This window comes from Ruegeria sp. BA2 (assembly GCF_056539605.1).
This window is the reverse complement of the sequence record NZ_JBQFVE010000009.1, coordinates 122,462-143,755: the sequence shown is the minus strand read 5'-3', so window position 1 is coordinate 143,755 and position 21,294 is coordinate 122,462. Positions and strand designations below refer to the sequence as shown.

Sequence of the window (21,294 nt, the reverse complement as noted above, 5' to 3'; positions counted from 1 at the left end):
CCCGTTATCCGTTCACCAGATTAAGAAGCTCAGCATGCAGTTCCGGCGTGGCAGCTGATATCACCCGACCGTCCGAGTTCAGGTTAAGCGGATTGCCGTCCCAATCGCTCATGATACCGCCTGCCGCTTGGACAACTACTGAGACGGGCAGGTAGTCGTAAGGCTGCAGATCATAATCGATCACCGCATCCACATGCCCCATCGCAAGCAGCGCATGCGGGTAGCAGTCATAGGCAAAGCGTCGAGTCTGTCCCGAGTTCATCAGCCGATCAAATAGCGCAGGGTGATCCCGATAGATCTTATCCCCTTCGTTGACGAAAAGGACCGCATCGCTGAGATGCCGCGTCGCGCCAACCGATAAAGGTTCGCCATTTAGCGTTGCCCCGTGATCTTTGACCCCAATCAGAACTTCGCCCAGCGCGGGCATTCCGATCACACCCAATTGAGGCGCGCCATCTCTGAGATATCCCAACAGAAACCCAAACAAAGGGTGCCCCGACAGGAACGAGCGGGTGCCGTCAATCGGATCCACGATCCAGACATTCTGCCGATCCTGTCCATCAAATCCCTGTTCTTCGCCAAAGATTCCGTCGTCGGGGAAGTGGTCAGCCAGATACTGCCGCACCACGGCTTCGACACCCCTGTCGGCCTGGGTGACCGGGCTTTCATCGGCCTTGAATTCTACGCCCAGCCGTCCGCGAAAAAACCCTCGTGCAGCCTGCGCCGCGATACGCGCGATCTCGGTGGCGTGGGATGCGATATCTGTCATGCCCTCTGGGGTGGTAATCGTATCCGGTGGCGTCAGCATCTGGATCTATCCCTCATCACGGCACCCGGTACCCTGTTGCGGCACGCGAATATGTGACGGGAAAACCGGATGCATAGCAGATCGTTGTTGTACACAGGCTTTCCAGTTGTATCGTCACTTTGAAACGCTGCTTTGCGCGGCACATCAGAGGAATCAACGTCATAAAACTCCACAAAACACATCGACAATAATCCACAAAAACCAACTTATTCAATATTTTTGTTCCGTTTTTGGTTGATTGGGCAGTCTTTTTGTGGATTTTGAAAGGCGGCAACCGCCATCATGAGGCAAAGCGAGCACACCGTACGCTTGCAGAGATACACACGCTGAGCCCGAAATTCGGCTCGGCGATCAGGAGCACCGGGATATGTCCGTCAAACGCAACGTCCTGTTCATCATTACCGACCAGATGCGGGCAGACTGCCTGTTCGGCGCCCTTACAGAACATGTAGACCTACCCAACATGCGGGCATTGATGAGAGACAGTGTTTCTTTCACGCGGCATTTTTCAGTGACCAACCCCTGCGGTCCATCGCGCGCCTCATTGCTGACCGGGCAATACGCAATGAACCATAGGTCTGTGCGAAACGGCACGCCCTTACGCCACGATACGCCCACCATCGCTAGCGAGATGCGCAAGGCGGGTTACCTGCCGATGCTGTTTGGATATACTGACACCTCGCAAGACCCTCGCGTATTCGATGCAAATGACCCGGCGCTCAGGTCGTATGAATTTCACATGGCCGGGTTTCAGGAGATGCTTGAAATGCGGATGGAGATGTCCTTTCCGTGGAGATCTCATCTGAAAAATCGTGGATACGAATTCGACACCTATTTCGACGTGTTCAAACCCGTCGCCCCGGATGGCCGCGCGCCCGCGCTGAATGATCCCGCCATGTACACGGCCGAGGATAGCGATACCGCTTTTCTGACGGACCGGTTTCTGGAAACCATGCCAGCCTATGCAGATGATGACCGGGGATGGTTCGCGCACCTGACTTACTTGCGCCCGCATCCGCCGCTGGTTGCCCCGGCTCCGTACAACCGAATGTACGATCCCGCCTCGCTGCCAATGCCATCGCGCCTGCCGACGCCCGAGGCAGAGGAGGCTCTGCATCCGTTTTTCGCACCCGCACGCGCCAACAGCACAGTTGCCGGATTTGTTGAAGGTTTCCCGGATCTTGAACCAACGGACAAGGTGGTTCAGACGCTGCGCGCGGTCTATCTGGGTCTCGCCACAGAAGTGGATCATCACATTGGCCGGGTGGTGTCATTCCTGAAAGAAACGGGGCAGTACGACAACACGTTGCTGGTGGTCACCGCAGATCATGGCGAGATGCTGGGGGATCGACACAGCTGGGGCAAAATGTCGGTCTATGACGCGGCTTACCACACGCCATTGATCGTCCGCATGCCCGATGGTGCCCGCGATAAGCAATTTACTGCACCCACGGAATCGATTGATATCGTTCCAACAATTCTCGATTGGGTCGGTCAGGCCATACCGGACTCCATGAATGGAAATTCGCTTATGCCTTTCCTTCACGCAGAATCTTCAGCTCCCGAGAACTGGCGCCGCTATTCATTCTCAGAGCTTGATTTTGCTGACCCACTGACCCCGACCCGCTGGCAACGCGATCTGGATACAGGGCTGGAGGACAGTTGCCTGAACATCTTGCGCGACGACCGGTTCACTTTGGTTGAGTTCGCTGCAGACCTCCCACCTCTGCTGTTCGACAGCAACGGGCAAAGAGAGATGGAGAATGTGGCCGAATATCCTGAACATGCCGCCACCCTGACACGCATGACGCGTGACATGTTGCGCCATCGAATGCGGAACATGGACAAGACCTTGTCGAACTGGATGATTACACCGGACGGGCCGCTCCATCCGTAGCATCCACGTGCCGCTGACGATCGTCAGCCGCCCCAGGTCACAGTCATCAGCATATCCTCGAACTCTGCGTTGTCGAAAAACAGCACGATCTCACCCGTCGGGCCTGCGGGCAACGGAACCGTCGCCAACTGACCGACCGCTAGATCACCCAGTTCCGGTCGGCGGGTCAGCGTGTCCTGAATCACGGCTCCGTCGCTGGTGTCGGCACGATCCGACACGGTGATGGTTGCCGGTGCTGCATTCAGACTGCTTTCCGCAAACAGATCACACCGCTTGAGCGTCGTGAGGCGACCAGCCGACCAATAGGGGTAATGCTCGGGCCTGAATGTCAAACGTAGCTCGTGACGTCCGCCCGCGGCGGGTGTTTCACGGCGGAAGCGTGCCCATTCTGTCGGGAACTCGTGCCGCAGCGAGAACAGCCGCACATTACCGATGGTGCCGTCTGCCGCGATATCTGCCTTCAGTTGATCAACGGCTGCAGTCCGTACAGGCCCGCCGCCATCGCGCGCGGTATAGCGCAGGTGCAGGACCACATCCGATATCGTGTCATAGTCAAATTGCTGCGGATCGCCTTGCGTTGGGTCCGCTGGCAGCTCCAGCCGCCATTCGCTGACAGCGCCTACATTTTCGAACGGCAAATAGCGGTCGTCGGGCATGCCCTCGAACTGACCGGTCTCCATCTGCGCCGCACTGAACACATTGCTTTCCGCGCTATGGATATCGGCAAAGCGATTGTCTTCGGGTCCCGTGCGAACATAGCCATCCCCGATATCCGGCCTTTGGCGAATGCTGCTTTTGAGATGCACCAATTTCGCATGCGTACCGATATATGGCCCCGTGACACAAGGCAGGCTGAGCGCCACGCTCTTGACCCGGCGGAAGTAATGCCCCGGCCCATCCAGATCGAACTGCGCCTCGGGGATTCTGAAGGTACATCTACCCGTGCGTCGTAGATTGACCAAAGCCAACGGATCGATTTGCAGCAGGCTGACATGTTTGGTCAACTCGTATTCGTTGCGATTGTGTTCATGATAGGCAAGCTCCATCCGCTTGATGTCCAGCAGCAGTGCTTCGCCTGCCAACAGCCCTTTGCGACCACCGTCCCAATAGTTGAACTGCACCAAGGTTTTCTGATCCAGCTCGGGCCGCATCAGCTCGGCCTTCATGGTTTGCTCGGCGCGCCGCGCGGTATCGAAAGCAAAGCGGTAGTACTCGTAATACAGCTTTGACAACTCACCCTGCAGCCAACCGTAAAGCTCTTCGTTGGTGTATTTCTCCTGCAGGAAATCGCGGGTCTGTTCCGTCAAGCGAATTGCCTTTTTTATATTCTGGTATTCGCGATGCTGCGCCTGCTCTGCAATCAACGAGGTCAGAATCTGACGCCCGATTTGCATCACGTCATGAGCCGCCAGATTGTGCTGTAAAATCCATTCGTCGGCGCGGCGTTCATAGGCAGCAGTGCGGGCCGCCATCCCGGCCTGATCACGGTTCCAGTCCGCGACCATCCCAGATACATCCCCCGCAATCCGCATGACCGAGGACAGCACGGTTCCCACCTTAAAGTCGATGGTGCCGCCGAGACCCCAGTAATGCAGGTCCAGTTTCGGGTCGGGAATCGGGGTTAGGGTTGCTGAAATCGCGTGGAACACCGATTTGGCCAGCGCAGTATCCCGGGCTATCGGCAACAGAACATTAAGTTCTTCATGCTCTTTCTGCGACAGGTGAAGGTCTCCGCCTCCGGTCTGACCCGACGATTGCGCACCATCGCCATCGCCCGGACGTTCAAGGTTTGAGAATTCCAACTGCTGAACCGGTACGTCATACTGCGCAACTAGCGCCTCATAGGCTTCGTCGAAATTGGCCTTTGTTAGGGTCTGGCGGGTCAAATCGAGGGTCTCGGGTGCATTTGGATCAGCTTCCTGACCCAGCAAGCGCTTGTAATAGTTCAATCGCTCAAGGGCCGCGCCGCGACTGCCGATCAGGGCTTGGGTCGCTGCCTCGGTGTTTTTCCATTGTAGATAGCGCAGATCGACCTGCAGTTTCTGCAAACTGACTTCATGACCTTGCCGCAACAGGGCGAGCGCTTCGGCGTCGCGTTTTTCCAAGGCGGTCAGCAAGGCCGATCCGATGTTGCGAACCTCACCGGCCAGTTCTGCCGCCTTTTCGATCAGCACGCGCGAACGAACCGGGCTGACCGGTTGGTTAAAGCCTGATACGACAGAGCCGATATCCAGTCCAGCCGCTGCCGCCTTGACCAGCATTCCGGGATCGATTGGTGGGTCGAACAGGGCAAGCGGACGAACCTGCCCTTCGATATCCATGCAATTGCGGATTTTGAACAACCGGTCGGCAACCGTATCCCAATAGCCCAGCAGCTTTTCATTGTGCGGGATGCAGAAATACAGTGTGCGGGCCATGCCAAACAGCGGCGCGGAACTCTCGCTGGTGCCTGCACCAGTAGGCGTTGTGAAGTTAAAAGGGAAAGCACCTTCAAGTTCGACCAGCGCATTGCCCATCGGGTCAAGCCCCTGGGCGCGAAGTTGCGCGAATGTCCGCGGTGTGGTTGTTCCGCCTGCAGGTGAGCGTTGCGGCTTGTCCCCCAGCAGGTTCGAGGCGAGCACATAGATCTGCAGCGCTTCCATGATGGCTTCGCGTGTGAATTGCTGAAACAAGTGATCCCCCCAGGCAATCAGATTGTCGAGGTACTTCATCACCACATGCATCATGAACGAAATGATCCGGGTGCGCGCGACCGCAAAGGGCTGAAACGGGGTGTTTCGCACCGCCTCATAGCCGTTGAGGATCGCTTCTTTCTCGGCCAGTTCCGCATCGGTACATTCGTCGTTCGGTTTGCTGAGAAGGGCCAGCAGCGTATCGATGGATTGGGCTTCGCCCTCGCGGAACGCGAGGAAACGCCAATACCGTGTGGGCGCCGGCACATTAGGGTCGTTTTCGGTTGGGTCGAAGATCAGATGAAACCAGCGCTGCGCCTCGGCAAAGCGTTGGGTCTTTGACAGGTGCACAGCGATGGTCAGCGGCACATGGAACATCAGTTCCCAGTTGTAGTTGGCATAAGGCCCACCCATCCGCGTGTCGATTTCCTTTGGAAACGAATGGATATCGATTTTGTCGGTTTCCTGCGGGGAATAGAGCGAATTGAAGAACGATTTGCGCAGGCTTTTGTGGAAATCCGGGGACAACATCCCGGACACGCCTTGCGTGTTCAACCGCTCGACCAACTGTGACACGAAGGGGTGGAAGAAGTTCTCGAACGTATAGTCCCAGTGCTTTTCATAGCTGGTAAGCTTGACCTTTTGGGGGCCGAAAATGTTCTGATCAAGCAGGTGATGATAGCCGTAGGTGCTGATCTTGCTGGTATCCATGATCAAAATCCTTTCCGGTTCAAGTGCGACGCATGCGGACAGTGCTGCCCATCGGGCCGATCTCACGATCACCAAAACGGACCGTGCCACCGGTGCCCAAGGCCGTGTACACAAATGCATCTTCAGTCACGAATGCACGAAGAGTGCTCAGATCGGCGCTGCCAAAGCCGGGGATGGCAGTCACGGTTTCTATCCGGTCCGGCTGTTTGGCCAATGGTTCAAACGCCAGCACCATGCTTTCGATGGTTGGATCAACCTCAGCAGCGCGGCCAAAATCAAGCCAGGTTACAACTTCGACGATCTTCTGTTTCGTGGACACGTAGAACACGTGGCGCGGGTCGGCATAGAAGAACGGCGATTCCCAGGCTTCGCCTTTGGTCGGATGATGTGGTTGCGTGGCCTGATCAGGCGCTTTGTTGGACAGCAACCGATGCGTAATCCCGTCATGGGAATAGATCGTGGTAAGACGGTTCGATCCGGTTGATGTGATACGTTTCGGCAGGAAGTGCGGTGCCTTCTTGGGCGAACGCGTATCAGGCGTGCTGAACGTGTTGTACATGAAGAACGAAACACCCAGCCAATCCTTGTACGAGATCGAAATGCGCATTCCGTTGGTCCATGGGAACGAAGACAGGCGGATGCCTTTGCGGAAGTTGCGCATCTCTTGGGCCGGAACGTTTTCGCGCAGCAACAAGGGCTCATCCGGGTCCGAGCTGCGGGGTGGCTGCCACACGCCATCCACGCGCTCTGTCCAGTTCAGCATGACCTTGACGTCAAACGCGGGCTCATCAACATCCATCAGCGATGACGCCTCGACCTCGGCCAGCGGGCCAGATCCCGCATTGGGTGTTCCCTGCGCCGTATTTTCTGGCATCATCTTGATCCAGAACAGGAATAAACGATTGTCCCAAACCAGCGGCAGCACCGGGTTGTCTTCGATATCGAGTGAGATTTTTTCCCACGCACTCCAAGACCCATAGGCGCGAGACCGGTGATAATAGCTGCGCTTGGCCCCGGCGGTGCGCCCGATCACATGCAGCACATCGTCTGCAGCACCCGGATCACCATCGATCTGGTAAAGGCCGCAAACTTCCAGCTTGGCGACCTCTTCCAGTTTCTGAAGATACCCGATTAGCGAGGTGGCTGCGCGTTCTTCGGTGATATCACCCTGTAGCAACTCGCTCATCGCTTCACGAAAGAAGGGCGACTGGTCGTCGCGCAGTTCGGGCTCCATCCAGTTTTCGGGGTACAGAAAGATTTTGCGGTTTGCCTCCCACACGCGATAGCGCTTCATCCAGTCCCAGTGCTTGGACCTGAGGCTGGATGCGGCCACCCGGGGTTCAAGGTTCATCAGGCAACGCTCGGTAAAGATCTGGACCGAGGACAAGGCATGACGGACGCGTGAGGTAAGCATGCAGGGTTCCATCTGCACATCCATCAGGAAGTATTCGAACAACTTTTCGGGGGTGTTGATATGCGCCGCATCCGGACGCCCGCGCAGATCGTGCAGGATATGCGCCACCAGCGCGTCGCGTTGGCGTTTACGCAGGAGGTCATTAATCGGCTGCAGGATTTTCAGCCAGTCATCCGGGCTATAGCGCGCGCGAAGGGCGGCACGGAAATTCCGCACAACGGGTCCGGTCGGAGCGGGTGTCGCGGCAGCGATCAGCGCGGTTGCTGGTATTCCAAGTGCCGTGAGCCATTGGGAGATTTCGTGAAGCCGCTCCAAGACGCCCAGATCGCCGATGTCAGCCGGAGCCAATCCGAAATGCGCCAGCAGAGCAGAGATGTCTGCGGGATCCCAGCGCGTGACCTGGAACAGTTCTGCCTCAGCGTCCGCGATGGCGTTTGCAGGATCCGCTGCGATTGAGATCAGCCGGGCGCTGTCGGGAGCATAAGCCGTCTTTAGCCGGGCCGTACGCAAGTGAGCCACCAGCACTTCAATCAACGCGGCAGAGGTCGGGTCATCGGGCGTACCAACAACGGGCAAGCTGTTGGGCCACGCCGCACCTGCAATTTGCAGATCGCCATGTGTCGTCAGGTGCAAGACCTCAGCAACACCGAGTTTCAGAGTTTCGGACAGCCGTGCAATACGGCGTGTGCGCAGGTAGGATGCGCCCAGATGCGAGACCGGATCAGCCGGGTAAAGATGCGATGCGCCGATGACCTCGGTTCCGCGCCCCGGCGCGCTCCAACGTAATGCCAGACGGTCGGCCACATTCACTGCGCCCAGCGAGATCTCGACCAGATTGCCCGCGCGCAGTTCGATGGCGCTTGTGTTTGTCCATATACCGCCCACCTCGGCCAAGGGAACGGGGTCACCAGCGATGCTGAGCGTTACGGTCGCGCCTGCATCGGCTTCGATGGCAATGTTGAAGTTCCCATTTTCAGGCGCTTCCAGATAACCCCGAAAGCGGATCGAAATAGGAGCGCCCGGTGTGGTTGGATTATCCGGCAGCGGTGTCCCGCCTGAGGAAAAATCAATCGCACTCGACAGGGTTTCAACCTGCGCTGGCGGCGCGGTGTGGGCGGGGCCATCGCTGATTTCAGCACTCAACCCACCGGATTCGAGCATCAATGCGTCCTCAAGCGCAGGGCTGGCCGGATCTGTGGCTGAATGCAGAACCTCGGCCTTTTCGAACAAGGCGGTCGCCATATCGGCTTCCACCTCGATCGCGGTGCCCAGAAGCTGTAGTGCCACTTGGCGTTTACGCCTTGAAATCAACTGCGGCAGAATACCTTCGAGCAAGGCGCGGTACGCTTCGGCCTTAGGTGCGGCAGAACTGCGGTAGGCGTCATGACGGGGCAGCAATTCGGGGTATCGGGTGAAGAACGGCTCAGATTGCGCCTGAGCGGCGTTGAACAACGCATCGATCGCGGGACCAAAGGCAGCAGGTGTTCCACCCACAGCCTGCAGCGCATCCCTGATCGTGGTCGACATCAGCCCATTGAAGGTCAGAACCTTGCGGAAATCGTCATAGGTGATTTGATCGGGCGCCTCGGCCAGGATCGCAGGCTCCAATGCTGGCGCAGAATGGTCATACACAACCTCGGTCGTGGACGTGGCCTCGAGATATCCAAAGAACTGCTCTGTCGCTTCGGCCCCATAGACCAATGCCATGTGAGAGCGGGCAATGCCGCCATCCGGGTCATCCACAAGCACAAAATCATTAGTGATCGCCATGAATCCAGCGCGCAGATCACGCGCCAGGGTCGTGATGTTTTCCGCAGGCGGGATCGTCTGGCCGCTTGGGTCATGGTTCAGCAGTAGCGCCAGAGCGGTTTCCAGCGACAGGCCAAGATCAGACAGGCGGCGCACCAGATCAATGACTGCCAGTAATGCGGGTCCGGTGGCGTCTTGCGGACCATAAGGATCAAGGCCAGTGGCCTGCAGAAGATGCTCCAATCCGGGCACGCTTTGCTCAAGCGCACGCGCCAGCCAACCGCGCCGATAGATGGCGCTGACGGTCTCGACTGTCAGAGGGGTCGTATCGTCGAACCCCAAAACAGCCACGATCCGGTTGAATTCCGGCCCTGTCTGCGAAAAGGCTGCGCGCAAAGTTTCCGCCTCGGGCAGCAGCAGGGCTGCGGGATCGGTGAGAACTCCTCCAAAGCCGTCTTCGGCAAAGATGGGATTTTCACGAGCAGGCCGCTGGAACATTTCGCGGAACAACGCGGTAGTTCCGTGGGTGCCAATGGGTCCAAACAGAGCGAGGATCGGGCGCAGCGCCGCCTCGGGCTTAAGCTCAAGTGCATCAAGGGCCGACATGGCGATGCCCAGCTGCGATAGCAGTACTGCAAATCCGGCATCCATGCGGCCCAGATCAACCTGCGCATCAGCACCATCCGGCATCTGATCCGATGGATAAAGCGCCGAGATGATGGCATCCGTGTCGGCAATGCTAAGGCCCAGAACACGCCAGAGGCGGACAAACCGGTTGATCCGGATAAACTCATTCCAATCAAGGCGGTTGGACAGCGGATCGGGGTCTGGATGACGCAGTTCAAGTGCGCTCAGATCGCACATATCCGACGGGTCTTGCGGATTGGTGAGCACGATAAGCCCCATGATCCGATCGAACGTGGTGTCATCAAGTAACCATGCTTCGATATCACCACCAAAACGTTCAGGTTCGACCCCGGCAGCCATCCGGCTTTGCAGTTCGGCCGAGTTGATCGCACCATCCCGAAAAGCGCGGATGTCGTCGAAACCCAATCCCAGATGTTCGAGCTTCGGGATCAGCGCGGCACCGGGGTTAATGAATTCTGTCTTTAGGATATTCACCAGATCAACCGGCGTGATCTCGGTTCGGCGGCACAGATCACGCACGCTTTCCAGCCCGTCGCGAATCTCAGCCGCGTTGGCACCCGCATCAAACCCATAAAGCGCGCGCGCGGTCAGGTCAGGCCGAGCCGCGCCAGCAACCGATACGCTCTCGGTCAGGACTGCGTTGAGGCCGCGCGAAATGTTCAAGCGCTGCAACCATATGTCACGCCAACCATATGGTGCATCATCCAGCGCATCGGACGAACGCAGATCAGCCATAACCCGGTGCAAAGGTGCGTCGAAACGATTAAACAAGGCCTTCAGCGCCTCCAAAGATCGGTCAAACGGCAAGGGGGCCGGGAATTGGGCAGTGGCCAGCGTGGTGTAAGCCGCATCACGCACAAATTGCGGGCTGGCCAGCAATTCCTCAGGCGGGGTCTGACCATCGGTTGAATGACCCTGATATCCACCCAAAGACATACCGTTGACGACGAAATGTTCCAGCACCTCGTTCACCAGATCGATGTACGGAACGGGTGTCAGGGTGTTTTCGCAAGTCAAAGGCAGGTGTTGAATATCGGGCCGCCGATCCAGCAATACATCCAGCGGATTGGTGAAGCCATTCGGGATCTCGGTTGCCGGGCGATCGAGAAACAGCAGAAGATCCACAAGATAGGCTGCGGGGCTGAGGACCGACCGGCAATGCTCGCACCCGCAATAATCCATTGAACCAAAAAGCTCTTCCAGGGTGGAATAGGCGAGTACGTCGCCAAAATTGTCTGACCCACCCGGCGATGGATTCAGGAACCCTTCGACAGCGTTCGCGCTGGGGCCGATGGCAGGCATCATCCGATGGGTCATATAGGCGGTCGCCAAATTCAAAACCGCACCATGGACCTGCTCCGCCTTGCGGTAGATCTGCATCGCGACGGCCTCGTTCAGAACAGCCTTGTTGGCGCGTAGGAATTCATCCTGTGGCAGTGCGACGATGGCATAGGCTGAATCCAACCCCGCACCCAACATGGCATTCATGCTGCTATCGTCGGGCGTGATCTGATAAACCCGCTGAATGCGTGAGATTTCGCGCACCACCTCGGGCGGTTCATCCAGTGCGTTCTGCGCGATGAAGCGCGCAACCGGCTGCTGGCCGATCTGGAATGTATCTGCATGTTTCGCCAAGAAATCATGCACGTTGTTCGATAGCCCCGTATCTGCCAACGGTGTTTCCTGAGCCCGAACCATTTCCGCAACAACTGCAGTCGGGAATGACAGCCGGATCTGAGCGGCCATGAACTCGGCGTAGTTGGCGCGCCTCTCAGCTGCATCCCGGCCCTGAACCGCCTCTGGCACAGGGTCAGCATCATCCATGATCGCAGCCCAGGCGTCGGTTTTGTGAAAGCCCGCCTTAACCAACCCGCCTAATGTGCCGCCCGCATCGCCATCGGTGTCACGGTGCAAGCGCTCGACCAGTTTGGGATTGTTGAGCGTCAGATAAGCAAGCTTGCCATCGGTCTGCAGCCGGGCTGCTTTATCCTGGCCCAACTTACCCTCAACCTCAGTCCAGAAGGTATTGAGGTCATCACCATGCGCTGCATGAAGCGCCGCAAAAGTCTCACGCTCTTCATCCCGGTTCAGAGACAGCGCAAGCAAGGGCTGCATTCCAGCCAATGCGCCTGGCGGTGGCGTATCCAGCCTGACCTGCGCAGACATTTCGGTAAACCGGGCAAGCGCCGCATCTGTTTGACCCGCCAGTTTGGCGTCGATCACCCCCTCATCCAGTGCGGATTTCCAAATTTGTACCACTTTGGCCGGAGGTGTTCGAAATATCGCTGTGTCATCAGCGGGAACACCTGCCCGTAATAGCGCATAGAACAGACCAGAGTCGATACGCTGACCCCGCCGGCCAGCAGTCTTGTCCGACAATTGCTGAGACAGAGATGCAAGCGCCACGGCACGCGCGTCCCAACCCGTCTTGTTGGCAAGATAGGAGATGTCCTGACGGGTTTCGCTTTCTTCAAGCTTTGACAGCGTGCCGTTGAACTGCCCCGAGATTGCCTTGGTCAACGTCGCGTGCTCAGACGACAATTTCCCAGCAATTTCCGCAGGTAGAACCACAGACAACTCGGTATCCGATCCCGCGTCATAGGCGACCTCGGACGCGGCAACCACGTCGCCATCCAAGCGAACCTGCACCTGCAGATCGGGCGCATCCTTGTCGCGCTTTGCGATCTGATCACCCGAGAACACAATCTCGAAGGTACCGCGCTTACCGGTTGTCGTCTTACCCAGCTCAACGTCACCACCAACACCCTTGTCGACTACAACAACAGCAAGGTCATCAACAGCCGCACTTTGCGCACTTATGACGCTGCCGCTGACACGGTAGGTGCCAAAATCCGTAGGTGTATCGAGACGGGCAACCAGATCGTTGATCACAGCCGCCGTTCTTTTGTCGACGCTTCCGGTCGGAGACAGATCTGTCTCTTTTTGGATCAGGCGGACGGCCTCGGTCGTGCCCTTGCCATAGGTCGGTACGCGACCGTCTTTCTCGCGAGATACGTTATCGATCAGCGCCCTGCGTGCGCTGATGTCATTGGCCAGCAACAGCCCTTCACGCAGCAGTGACAGCAAAGCAGATTGCAGATCGCCCACCGTGGTACGGCGCATTCTGGGCTTTAGCGGATGCGTAACTTTGGTCATGAGGAGATACCCTTTCTGACAACTGCGTTCACCATTTCAAATGGCCTTTGATCCCTTGGCCTTGCAGGATCGATATCGTGCCCGAAGCGCCCAGGCCTAGGTAGCCAGCGGAACTGCGGAAAAAGCCGCCCACGCCACCCTGGCGATTGCCTGCATTGATCTCGTCGACCCAAAAATCAGCCGCTTCGCTTGCGGCAGTCTTTTCGCCTTTGATGGCCGAGCGGGCTTCGGTTCCAGCCAACGCGATTGAGCCAAACGCGGCGAGCCCAGCAGCAAAGAGCGAACCAGCGCCACCACCAGCGACCAGCTTGCCCGACACTGAGACCACGTTGAGCGAGCCCGAGGCTGTACCCTCGACCACATTCGCAGTGCCCACGCCGGTCTCGCCCTCGGCGATTTGCGTGATCCCTGTACCAACCTGAATGCCGCTGGCGAGCATTCCGATAACCATGACACCACGGCCCATGACCCCCAAAATGGCGCGGCCACCGGACAGGGTCTGCGACACGGCTTTGCTGCCTTTCAGGGCCTTCGCCAGTTTCGAGATCGAGGTGATCTTGCCTTGTTTGTTCACCATGTTCATGGTGTCGGCCTTTTGCACCATCATTGCATGGTCGGGCGCAGCACCCGGACGATAGACCTGCACCGTGCCTTTGATCATGCCGGTATTGGTGTCGAATGAGGTCAACATTCCGTTGCCCTGTTTCGGAATCTCGATCAGCGTCCAATTGCCATTGCCATGCGCCACCAGATGAGACCGAACCCCTGCAACCTTTACCCCTTGCGCATGGGTGGTATTGACGTCTGCAAAGGTGACCAAGGCACCGGGCGGGTGCGTGTGTGCGATCGCTGTCGTACCCTTGGGGATCGAGACCTCGGGACTTGAGGCCGTGCCTTTCAGTATCTTGAACGTGTTGTTTTCCTTGATCAGCGCAAATTCCTGAACGCTGCCTTCGGTGTTTCTGACATGCGTTGCCAGCTCATCAAGCGTCTCAAGACCCTTCTGCAACGAAGCAACTTCAAGACCTCCGGCAGGAACAGAGGGCGGCGCCGTGCCCCCGGGATCGTTGAGCGTGACGGGATTGTTATAGGCGTAGGCATACAGGTTCAGCCCACCTTCGATACCGATGGGATCAGCACTGACCCATCGGCCAAGCCAGGGGGCCGCATAGCGCGCACCGTGGTGGGCAAGCCCGGTTTCGGCATCCCGCTCCATCGCTGTGTATCGGAACCGCTTTGGCCCCAGACCTGCAGTGGCAACGCCTTGGTAAGTTGTACTGCCGAAGGGGCTGTATTCCTCGTAAGACAGAACTTCGCCGTTCTGATCCAGCTCGATCCCAACGCTGCCAACATGGTTGCTTTGCTGAAACCGAATGACACGGCTGACCGCACCTCCCGCGATCGTGGTCTCAACCAATGCGATGCGACCGGTTTCGTCACCCACATGCAGGGTCTCTCGCGTACGTGGGCTTGCGCCCGTTTCGCGGACAATGTCGAATCCGCCTAGCGAAAGCGTTTCACGCCGGATGGTTCCTGCGGCGGTTTCCGTCACCTTGCGGATGCGGGTTCCATCAGCGGCATAAACAAAGAATGTGCGGTCCCCTTGATGAGCGAGACCATCTGCATCATCAGGCCCAATCGCCTGACGGCGGCACATCCGCAGCTGGTTATCATGATCCCATTCGATCTGATCCAGATGGGAAAGGCGCAGCATGTTGCCCATTGCATCATAACCATCTCCGGCCATGCTGATGACCTCATCCAACGCGCCGACCGTCGTCTGAGTCAGCCGGTTCGAGGTCACGCCCGCAGACAAAGCGCTGTCCTCGCCATAGGTGTAGGTCCGCGTCCAACCTGACGCAGACGGATCAGTGCCCCGGTGGCGCATTTCGATCAGGTTTCCGGCATTGTCATAGTGAAAACGCTCAAGATACCGGCCCAAGGCGAGGCCATCATTTCGGTGAGGCAGTCGGGTTCGGGCGGCATCGTTATAGCTGTGGGTCCCGGGCGCGCCGCCCAGCTGACCCAGATGTTCGCGGCCCGTCGCCTCAATCAATCGATGCAAAGCGTCAAACGTATAGTCGTTGGATGCATCGATACGACGATTGCGGAAAAAGATTTGCTGTTGTGCGCTGTCGCGAATGTGGGTCACGTGACCGGATACGTCATAGACCATATGCTGCGCCTGCAGGTGGCATCCGGGCCAACTCGCATCCGGTGGGTTGGGACAGTCCGAGGCGAACCTTGCCCCATCACGCCGAGTTAAGATGCGTTCGGTCAGACGGGTCAGTGGATCGTGCAGAATTTCGGTTTCAACTGCGTTGCCATAGATGACGCGTTCGCGATCCCCCCAAGGGTTATAGGCAATACTGGTGACCAAAGCGCGATCAGCTGTTGAAGAGTCTAACAAGCCATCCGGCGCACCAGGCTGCGCGTGCCAGGTATCAATGCGATCAAGCCGCGAAGATGGATTATAGCCGTATTGCAGTACCTGGATACGCGCTCCCGGCCCTTGCGGTTGCAGCGGCACCATCTGGATTGGTCGATCCAGTGCATCAAACCGTGTGAGCCCCGCGAATGTTTCAGGCTCTGTTGCCACGGGCGTTGCCCAGTCGATCGTAGTGCGAAACTCTTGCGCCAGTTGACGTTGAGTGCGGGCTGCATTGCCTTTGAAATCATAAGCCAGCACTTCCATTATGCCGGATTGATCTCGGCTGATCGCAATACGCTTGCGTCTGTTTAGCGCTTCGGGCGTCGACAGTGTTTCCCCATAGATCGTTTCGTCGATCCGTAGTTCCGGGGCACCATCAATGCTTAGATGCGTGGCAATGGGTCGGCGCAGCACGTCGAATTCGTTACGCAACCGGTGGTCGCGCGCGTCCCACGTAAACGCGGTTTCTCCGCTCACATCCGTCAGTCGCCAACGGGTTCCACCCTCCATACTATCGGTCCGAATGGCGGTACTGAGCATGTCATAGGCCGTGCGATGAACCTCACGCCCAAGCTCGTCCCACGTGCCGCGCGTGTTGCCTTCGATATCGATCTCGGTTGCCACACGATGGGGCGTCTCGGTCGGCAATGTACCCGGGGCAGTGTTGCTATAAAGCGTGCGGTTCAAGGTGATCCGCGCGATAAGCGCACCGCGCGTGTCCGCCACCGCCCGCATCGGTGTGTCGTCATAGAGCGCCGATTTTGATGCCGCCTCGGTGGCGCGCTGACGGTCATCGGCATCGGGGAAACGGGCCGCCAGCGCCTGGGCTTGCGCCGGATCAGTGCGCAGCGCGTGCCAGGTAGGCAGGTAGGCAGTTTGCGGCAATCGGCTGAAATGATCGCCAAGATCAGGGTCTTGGGCGGGGTTCGAAATCAGCACGGTATCGCCTGGATCCCACGTCGTTTGTTCCCAAACGGAAAAACGGTGCTTGCTCCAGGTGTGGTCGGGGTTCAGAATACCGATCTCTCTGCCCAATGCGTCATAGAAGAAAATCGGGCTGACGCCGATGCGGATGTCGGATTCATAGGCCGGGCGTTCGGTGAAAAACGGCTCAAATTGCCGGACAAGGCTGCCCTTGTTGTTGCGCACCTGCCAGCCAGTACCGACCCAGCGTGGCGATGGCGCTGCTGACATGATCGGTCGACCATCGGAACCCAGCACGATACTCCCTAATCCATCGCGCGTTGGGACCGGGCCATCCTCGGCTTGAATCTTGCGTTGAATTTCCTGACCCATCCCGTCTGAATAGGTGAGCTCGGCGAGGAACGGCGTGGTTTGACCCGGTGCAAGATCGCTGTCGTGAACCTCGCGCTGTAGGAAAAGGCCAACGACCGGAGAAGGGACAGAATTTTCACGTGTGCGATGATAGGCCCAAGGATCATTGACATAACGCATCGTGGCACGCCCAAGGGCAGCAAGCGCTTCAGGTCCTCGCGGATCAACCAGCAACTGGGTACCCGTTGCGGGTACCAGCATTGGATCAAAATCATCCAGTCTATCGCCTTCGTCGGGCGCATCGGGTTTGCCCATTCGGGCCATGCCTGTCACCCGCCCATAGGCATCAAACGCGACCTCGCTGCGATTGCCGTTCTCATCCGTCAGGACCGAGGCTTGCAGGACGCGATAATCCTGCCGACGCTCCGCGATCGGACCATCAGGACCAGCCGAACGCACCCCAGCCGACATGCGATTGCCCAAAGCATCCTGCGTTTCCTCGATCAGCAGATCGAACGCGTCGTAGCGGGCCGTTGTTTCGGTTGGTGTCGCAGGCTGATGGAATGGGTCCTGCAATCGGTGCGGTCGAAAGAAATGTTGACGCGCAAAAGCCAGCTCTTGCGCTGGGGTGTCTGAGCTTGAAGGCGACAAAAGCTGACGGTCCGATGGGCGCCACCACTGGCCGTCGCCATCAACCTCGGTATATCCCGCCTGCGCCATCTCGGCCGCACCAACGCGACCCCCGTAAACCTGCGCAACAAGACCCGGGGTGAAGGCCAGTTGGAAGCTTTGATGAAGAAGACCCAAACTGCCCATCTGGCCCAGCGGCAGTGGCCCGGTCAGCACATCATCCCGGAAATACTGACGACGGTGTTCGATCAGGCGACGCTGCACCTGACCCGGGGTTGGCGTCGCCTCATAGGCAAGGTCAGTCGCTGCGCTGGCTTCTCTCTCGATCTCGTCAAATGACAGACGCGCACCCGGTGCGGGGCTCAGTCCGGTCAGTTCAAAGCTTTGTTCTTCGCATGACACCGGAGCGCGATAGGTTTGATCAGTCGCAATCAGGTCCGTGACGCGCCGCGTGTGCAGCACCGCATGTAGCTGCGCCTGACGCGCCTGATCTACGGGCGTAAGCGTGGGATCAGGCGTCTGACGACCATACATGACATCGACGCGGCGCAGTTCGGTGCCAAACGGGTCGGCCTCCAATATGACCTGATGTTGAATGCGCGGATCGTCGGGACTCCGCTCGTGATGCGCAGTCAGGCTTTCCCTTGCATGAGTCTGAAACACGGCATGGCGGTTGGGACCGCGAGACTGCAGTAGACGCACGGTCTGCGATTGCTCGACGACTTGATAGGGATGGCCATTGGGATAGTTAGGCTCGGTCACACCGTCCAGCGCGTAGATTTCGCGTCTCAGAACGGTGCCACGCAATGCGCGGGCAGCTTCGCGCGTTTCTTCTGTGGTCAGTCCAGGCGGTAACACTGTATCGGGCAAAAGCCGCCGTCGCGCCTCGGCATCATCATCGCGCCATGCGGGTGCGCGCCAGTATTCACCACGATCCTGCCCATCAAGCAGCCCGGCCAAAACTTCGGGCAGATTGCCATGGTCAAGATAGACGCCTGTATGAAACCATGTTCTGGTCAGCACGGGCGGCACATGTGATTCCAGGTCTTCGTTGGCGGCCAACGGCTCCAGCGAGCCTTCTGAAAGAACCGCAAATTCCTCGGTATCCCATTGTTCAACCATGCCAAAGCCGCGAAACTCGCGCTCGACCCCGTCGAAGTGACCATGGTGAAACGCAAAGCGAGATACGAACCTGGTTTGCGCTACGCGATCATGTGTGACGATGCGATCAACCACCTGCACCGGGAACGGCAGGCGCGTGGCCCACGGGCGCCCCTCGTAAAGGTCTTGCAGATAAAACCGCGAAGACGAGGCATAACGCAACTCGGTCTCGCCACCGAAATTATTGGCGTATCGGGTCATCAGGTGCGGTTTTTGTCCACCCATCAGATCGACATATCGCAACGGTTGGCCTGCATCGCGGGACAGGGCCGAGGACCACACAAGACAGGCCGTGCCCGTTCCGAACAGATCAATCAGATCAACCGAAGATTCTGTTTCGATCGGTGGCAGATTCCCAAGCCGCCGACGCGGGGCCAACCGGTTGCCCGACACATTGAAATAGAGGTCCACGCCATCCGCGCCCAGATAGACGATATCCGTCGTACCCGAGCCATCGATATCCGTCAGACGCAGGCGGCTGCGGTCAAACATCTCGGGGCGATCGAACTGTGGCGCGTCATCCATCGTTACTTTGGAACCGAAACGCCCATAGCCGCAATTGGGCCAATAGGTGACCTCGCCACAGCGAATGCGAACTAGGTCCGACAACCCGTCGCCCGACATATCGGCTAGGAAAATCGCGGCCTCCGGATCGGAAAATACAAGCCGGGGTCCGTCATTGTCATCCCAGGGCTGCACCTGTCTGAGTGCAGTGCCAAACCCGGCTTCGCCTTGGGAGGGGTGCCATACAAAAGCGGTGTCTTCGGTCAGAAGAATATCGGCAAGGCCATCACCGGTCAGATCAACCAGCTTCATGCTGTCGTCTGACGCGTCCACATGCGGCCAATGCTCAAACGTGCGAAAGCCAGACCAGCCGGACTGCGCGTCGCGCTCGTGAAAGCCCGGAGTGGCCCGGTCCATTACCACAAGATCAGGGCGGCCATCACCGGCAAGGTCCATCCATTGGCCTGCCCCTGCAAAAGCGGGTCTTTCGGCAACTTGGGCGGGTGCTTCGAACCGCGCTGTGCCGTTCATCGGCCCAAGGTTTCGGCTGAAATGCCAAGTCCCCGACGTCGAGGACAAAATCCCGCCAACGCCGTCACCATACAAATCAACCCAATTTGCCGGATCGCTCAGCCCGGCCGGAGCACCTTCGGCCTGCCCCCGGTCAAGGCTATGCACGACTTCGTTTACCTCTGCCCGGCTATATGTGAACTCGACCGGTGGGATCGCCTGACGTCGATAGGTATGGAAAGTGTTTCCATTCACATCGCGCGGCGCGACTGAGCCGTCCGGCGCAAAACCTGACTGCGCAACCCCCATAAGGAACGAGCCATAGCGCGTACTGCCGGTATGCTCTCGCTCGGCATCCGTATCAGCACCCGGAGGGGTAAAATCCCCATAGGAAAACTCGGTCGCCTTGACCAGACCACGATAACCCGGTTCGCCCGTCGGCAGGTCAGGGATGTCGTGAAAGGTCAGAACGCGATGGCAGCGGCGATAGCGCCGGACCTCAAAACCCGAACGATAGCTAGATGTGGGGTCGGGGCGCACCTGCCAGCCTTGGCCCGGATCAGCGGATGCATGGACAAGATCATGCTGTGCGTCTGCCGCCACGCTGGGATCGGGTGCAATTGGCAACAGATGATCTTCGTCATAGTCGAAAACGACCGTGAACAGCCATCCACCCGCATTCACATCTGGATCAATCAGACGAGAGACACGATTGCCATAGCGGATGCGTTTCAGATACCGCTCGGCAATGCGAACCCGGTTGGCCTCGTGCGCCTGCGCGTGATCCACGCCAACCGCGTCTTCGGCCACATGCTCATAGCGGATGGCGTTGCCCTTGTCGTCGAAGGTCTCGGACAGCAGCCAGCGAAACACCCGTGCGGGATCATCTGGGTCTGCGACCCTTGACAGGTCTGACGCGCCATAGATCGACGTTACGTTTTCACGTGACGTGACACGCCAATGCGCGATGCTGGTCGCCTCATCTGTCCAGCGTTCAATACGGGCGAAGGCGCTTTCGATCCGAGGTCGGAACCTGTGGATGGTCACACCCGGAACGCGCGCACGGTCTTCCCATCTTGCACCTTGAGGGTTAAGCAAAGGCACCAGATCTTCGGACCCCGATATCAGGAAGACATCCGATCCTGCGGTATCGTCGTATTGGGGCAGGCCTTTTTCGGTTTTGCGCGAAATCTCGGGCAGCGACAAAGCCCAGCCAAAGCCAAAGACGCCGCTGCTGGTTCCGGCCTCATAGGTCAGTTGCAGTTCTGGCGTAAATCCACCGCGTCCTGGACTAACCGGTATCGGGATCGACAACGAAGCGGAACCATTGACCGGGTTCGAGGTGATCTTTTCACCGATGCCAGAAATTGCGCCGCCACCCTTGGGGAGTTTCAGGGACAGCGCATTTTTGCCCACGCCACTGTCGCTAGAGATGGCGGATGCCTCCGACCTTTTAGGTCGAGAAATAGAAGCGGAGCCTAACATTCGGCCACCATAAATTCGTCATTAAAATATCAGCGCTGAAATGGCGCTTTACTCAGGGTAAGCAATCGAAATCCGCCCGGTCAATGCAATCAAACAGAATGGGCAATAGTCTGCCATATCGCTCTGGTTGTGGTGTTAAGCATTGCCTCGCAAGTTTTGGACAAGGCAGCAAAGTTTCGACGACATCAAAGTTCCCGCTACTGGTCTCGGAGCCCCTGGATCCAAGAGGATTTGGTCGGTAAG

General features: G+C 58.0%; 5 protein-coding genes. 1 reads left to right on the top strand and 4 read right to left on the bottom strand.

Annotated features, from left to right (window positions below; all coding sequences use genetic code 11):
* Positions 1 to 4 precede the first annotated feature (4 nt).
* Entirely contained in the window at positions 5 to 808 is an 804-nt protein-coding gene (locus ACR0NN_RS17955; RefSeq protein ID WP_170722687.1) for an inositol monophosphatase family protein, read from the bottom strand.
* A gap of 367 nt (positions 809 to 1,175) precedes the next feature.
* Between ACR0NN_RS17955 and ACR0NN_RS17950 the strand changes: the two genes are divergently transcribed.
* Positions 1,176 to 2,705, top strand: coding sequence for a sulfatase-like hydrolase/transferase (locus ACR0NN_RS17950; protein ID WP_170722689.1), 1,530 nt, complete (start codon positions 1,176 to 1,178; stop codon positions 2,703 to 2,705).
* A gap of 23 nt (positions 2,706 to 2,728) precedes the next feature.
* On the opposite strand, the gene ACR0NN_RS17945 is transcribed toward ACR0NN_RS17950, so the two are convergent.
* The 3 genes from ACR0NN_RS17945 to ACR0NN_RS17935 are packed head-to-tail and all read right to left on the bottom strand — an operon-like array spanning position 2,729 to position 20,982.
* Positions 2,729 to 6,088: a Tc toxin subunit A-related protein gene (locus tag ACR0NN_RS17945; protein WP_480685245.1), complete on the bottom strand. Its 3,360-nt coding sequence runs from the start codon at positions 6,086 to 6,088 to the stop codon at positions 2,729 to 2,731.
* Positions 6,089 to 6,107: 19 nt separating this feature from the next.
* Positions 6,108 to 13,055 carry a neuraminidase-like domain-containing protein gene (locus tag ACR0NN_RS17940; protein ID WP_170722695.1) on the bottom strand — a complete coding sequence of 2,316 codons (6,948 nt, stop codon included), beginning with the start codon at positions 13,053 to 13,055 and terminating at the stop codon, positions 6,108 to 6,110.
* Between the two features lie 28 nt (positions 13,056 to 13,083).
* Positions 13,084 to 20,982 (bottom strand): SpvB/TcaC N-terminal domain-containing protein, encoded by a 7,899-nt coding sequence (locus ACR0NN_RS17935; protein ID WP_170722697.1) that lies wholly within the window; start codon positions 20,980 to 20,982, stop codon positions 13,084 to 13,086.
* Between the last annotated feature and the right edge of the window lie 312 nt (positions 20,983 to 21,294).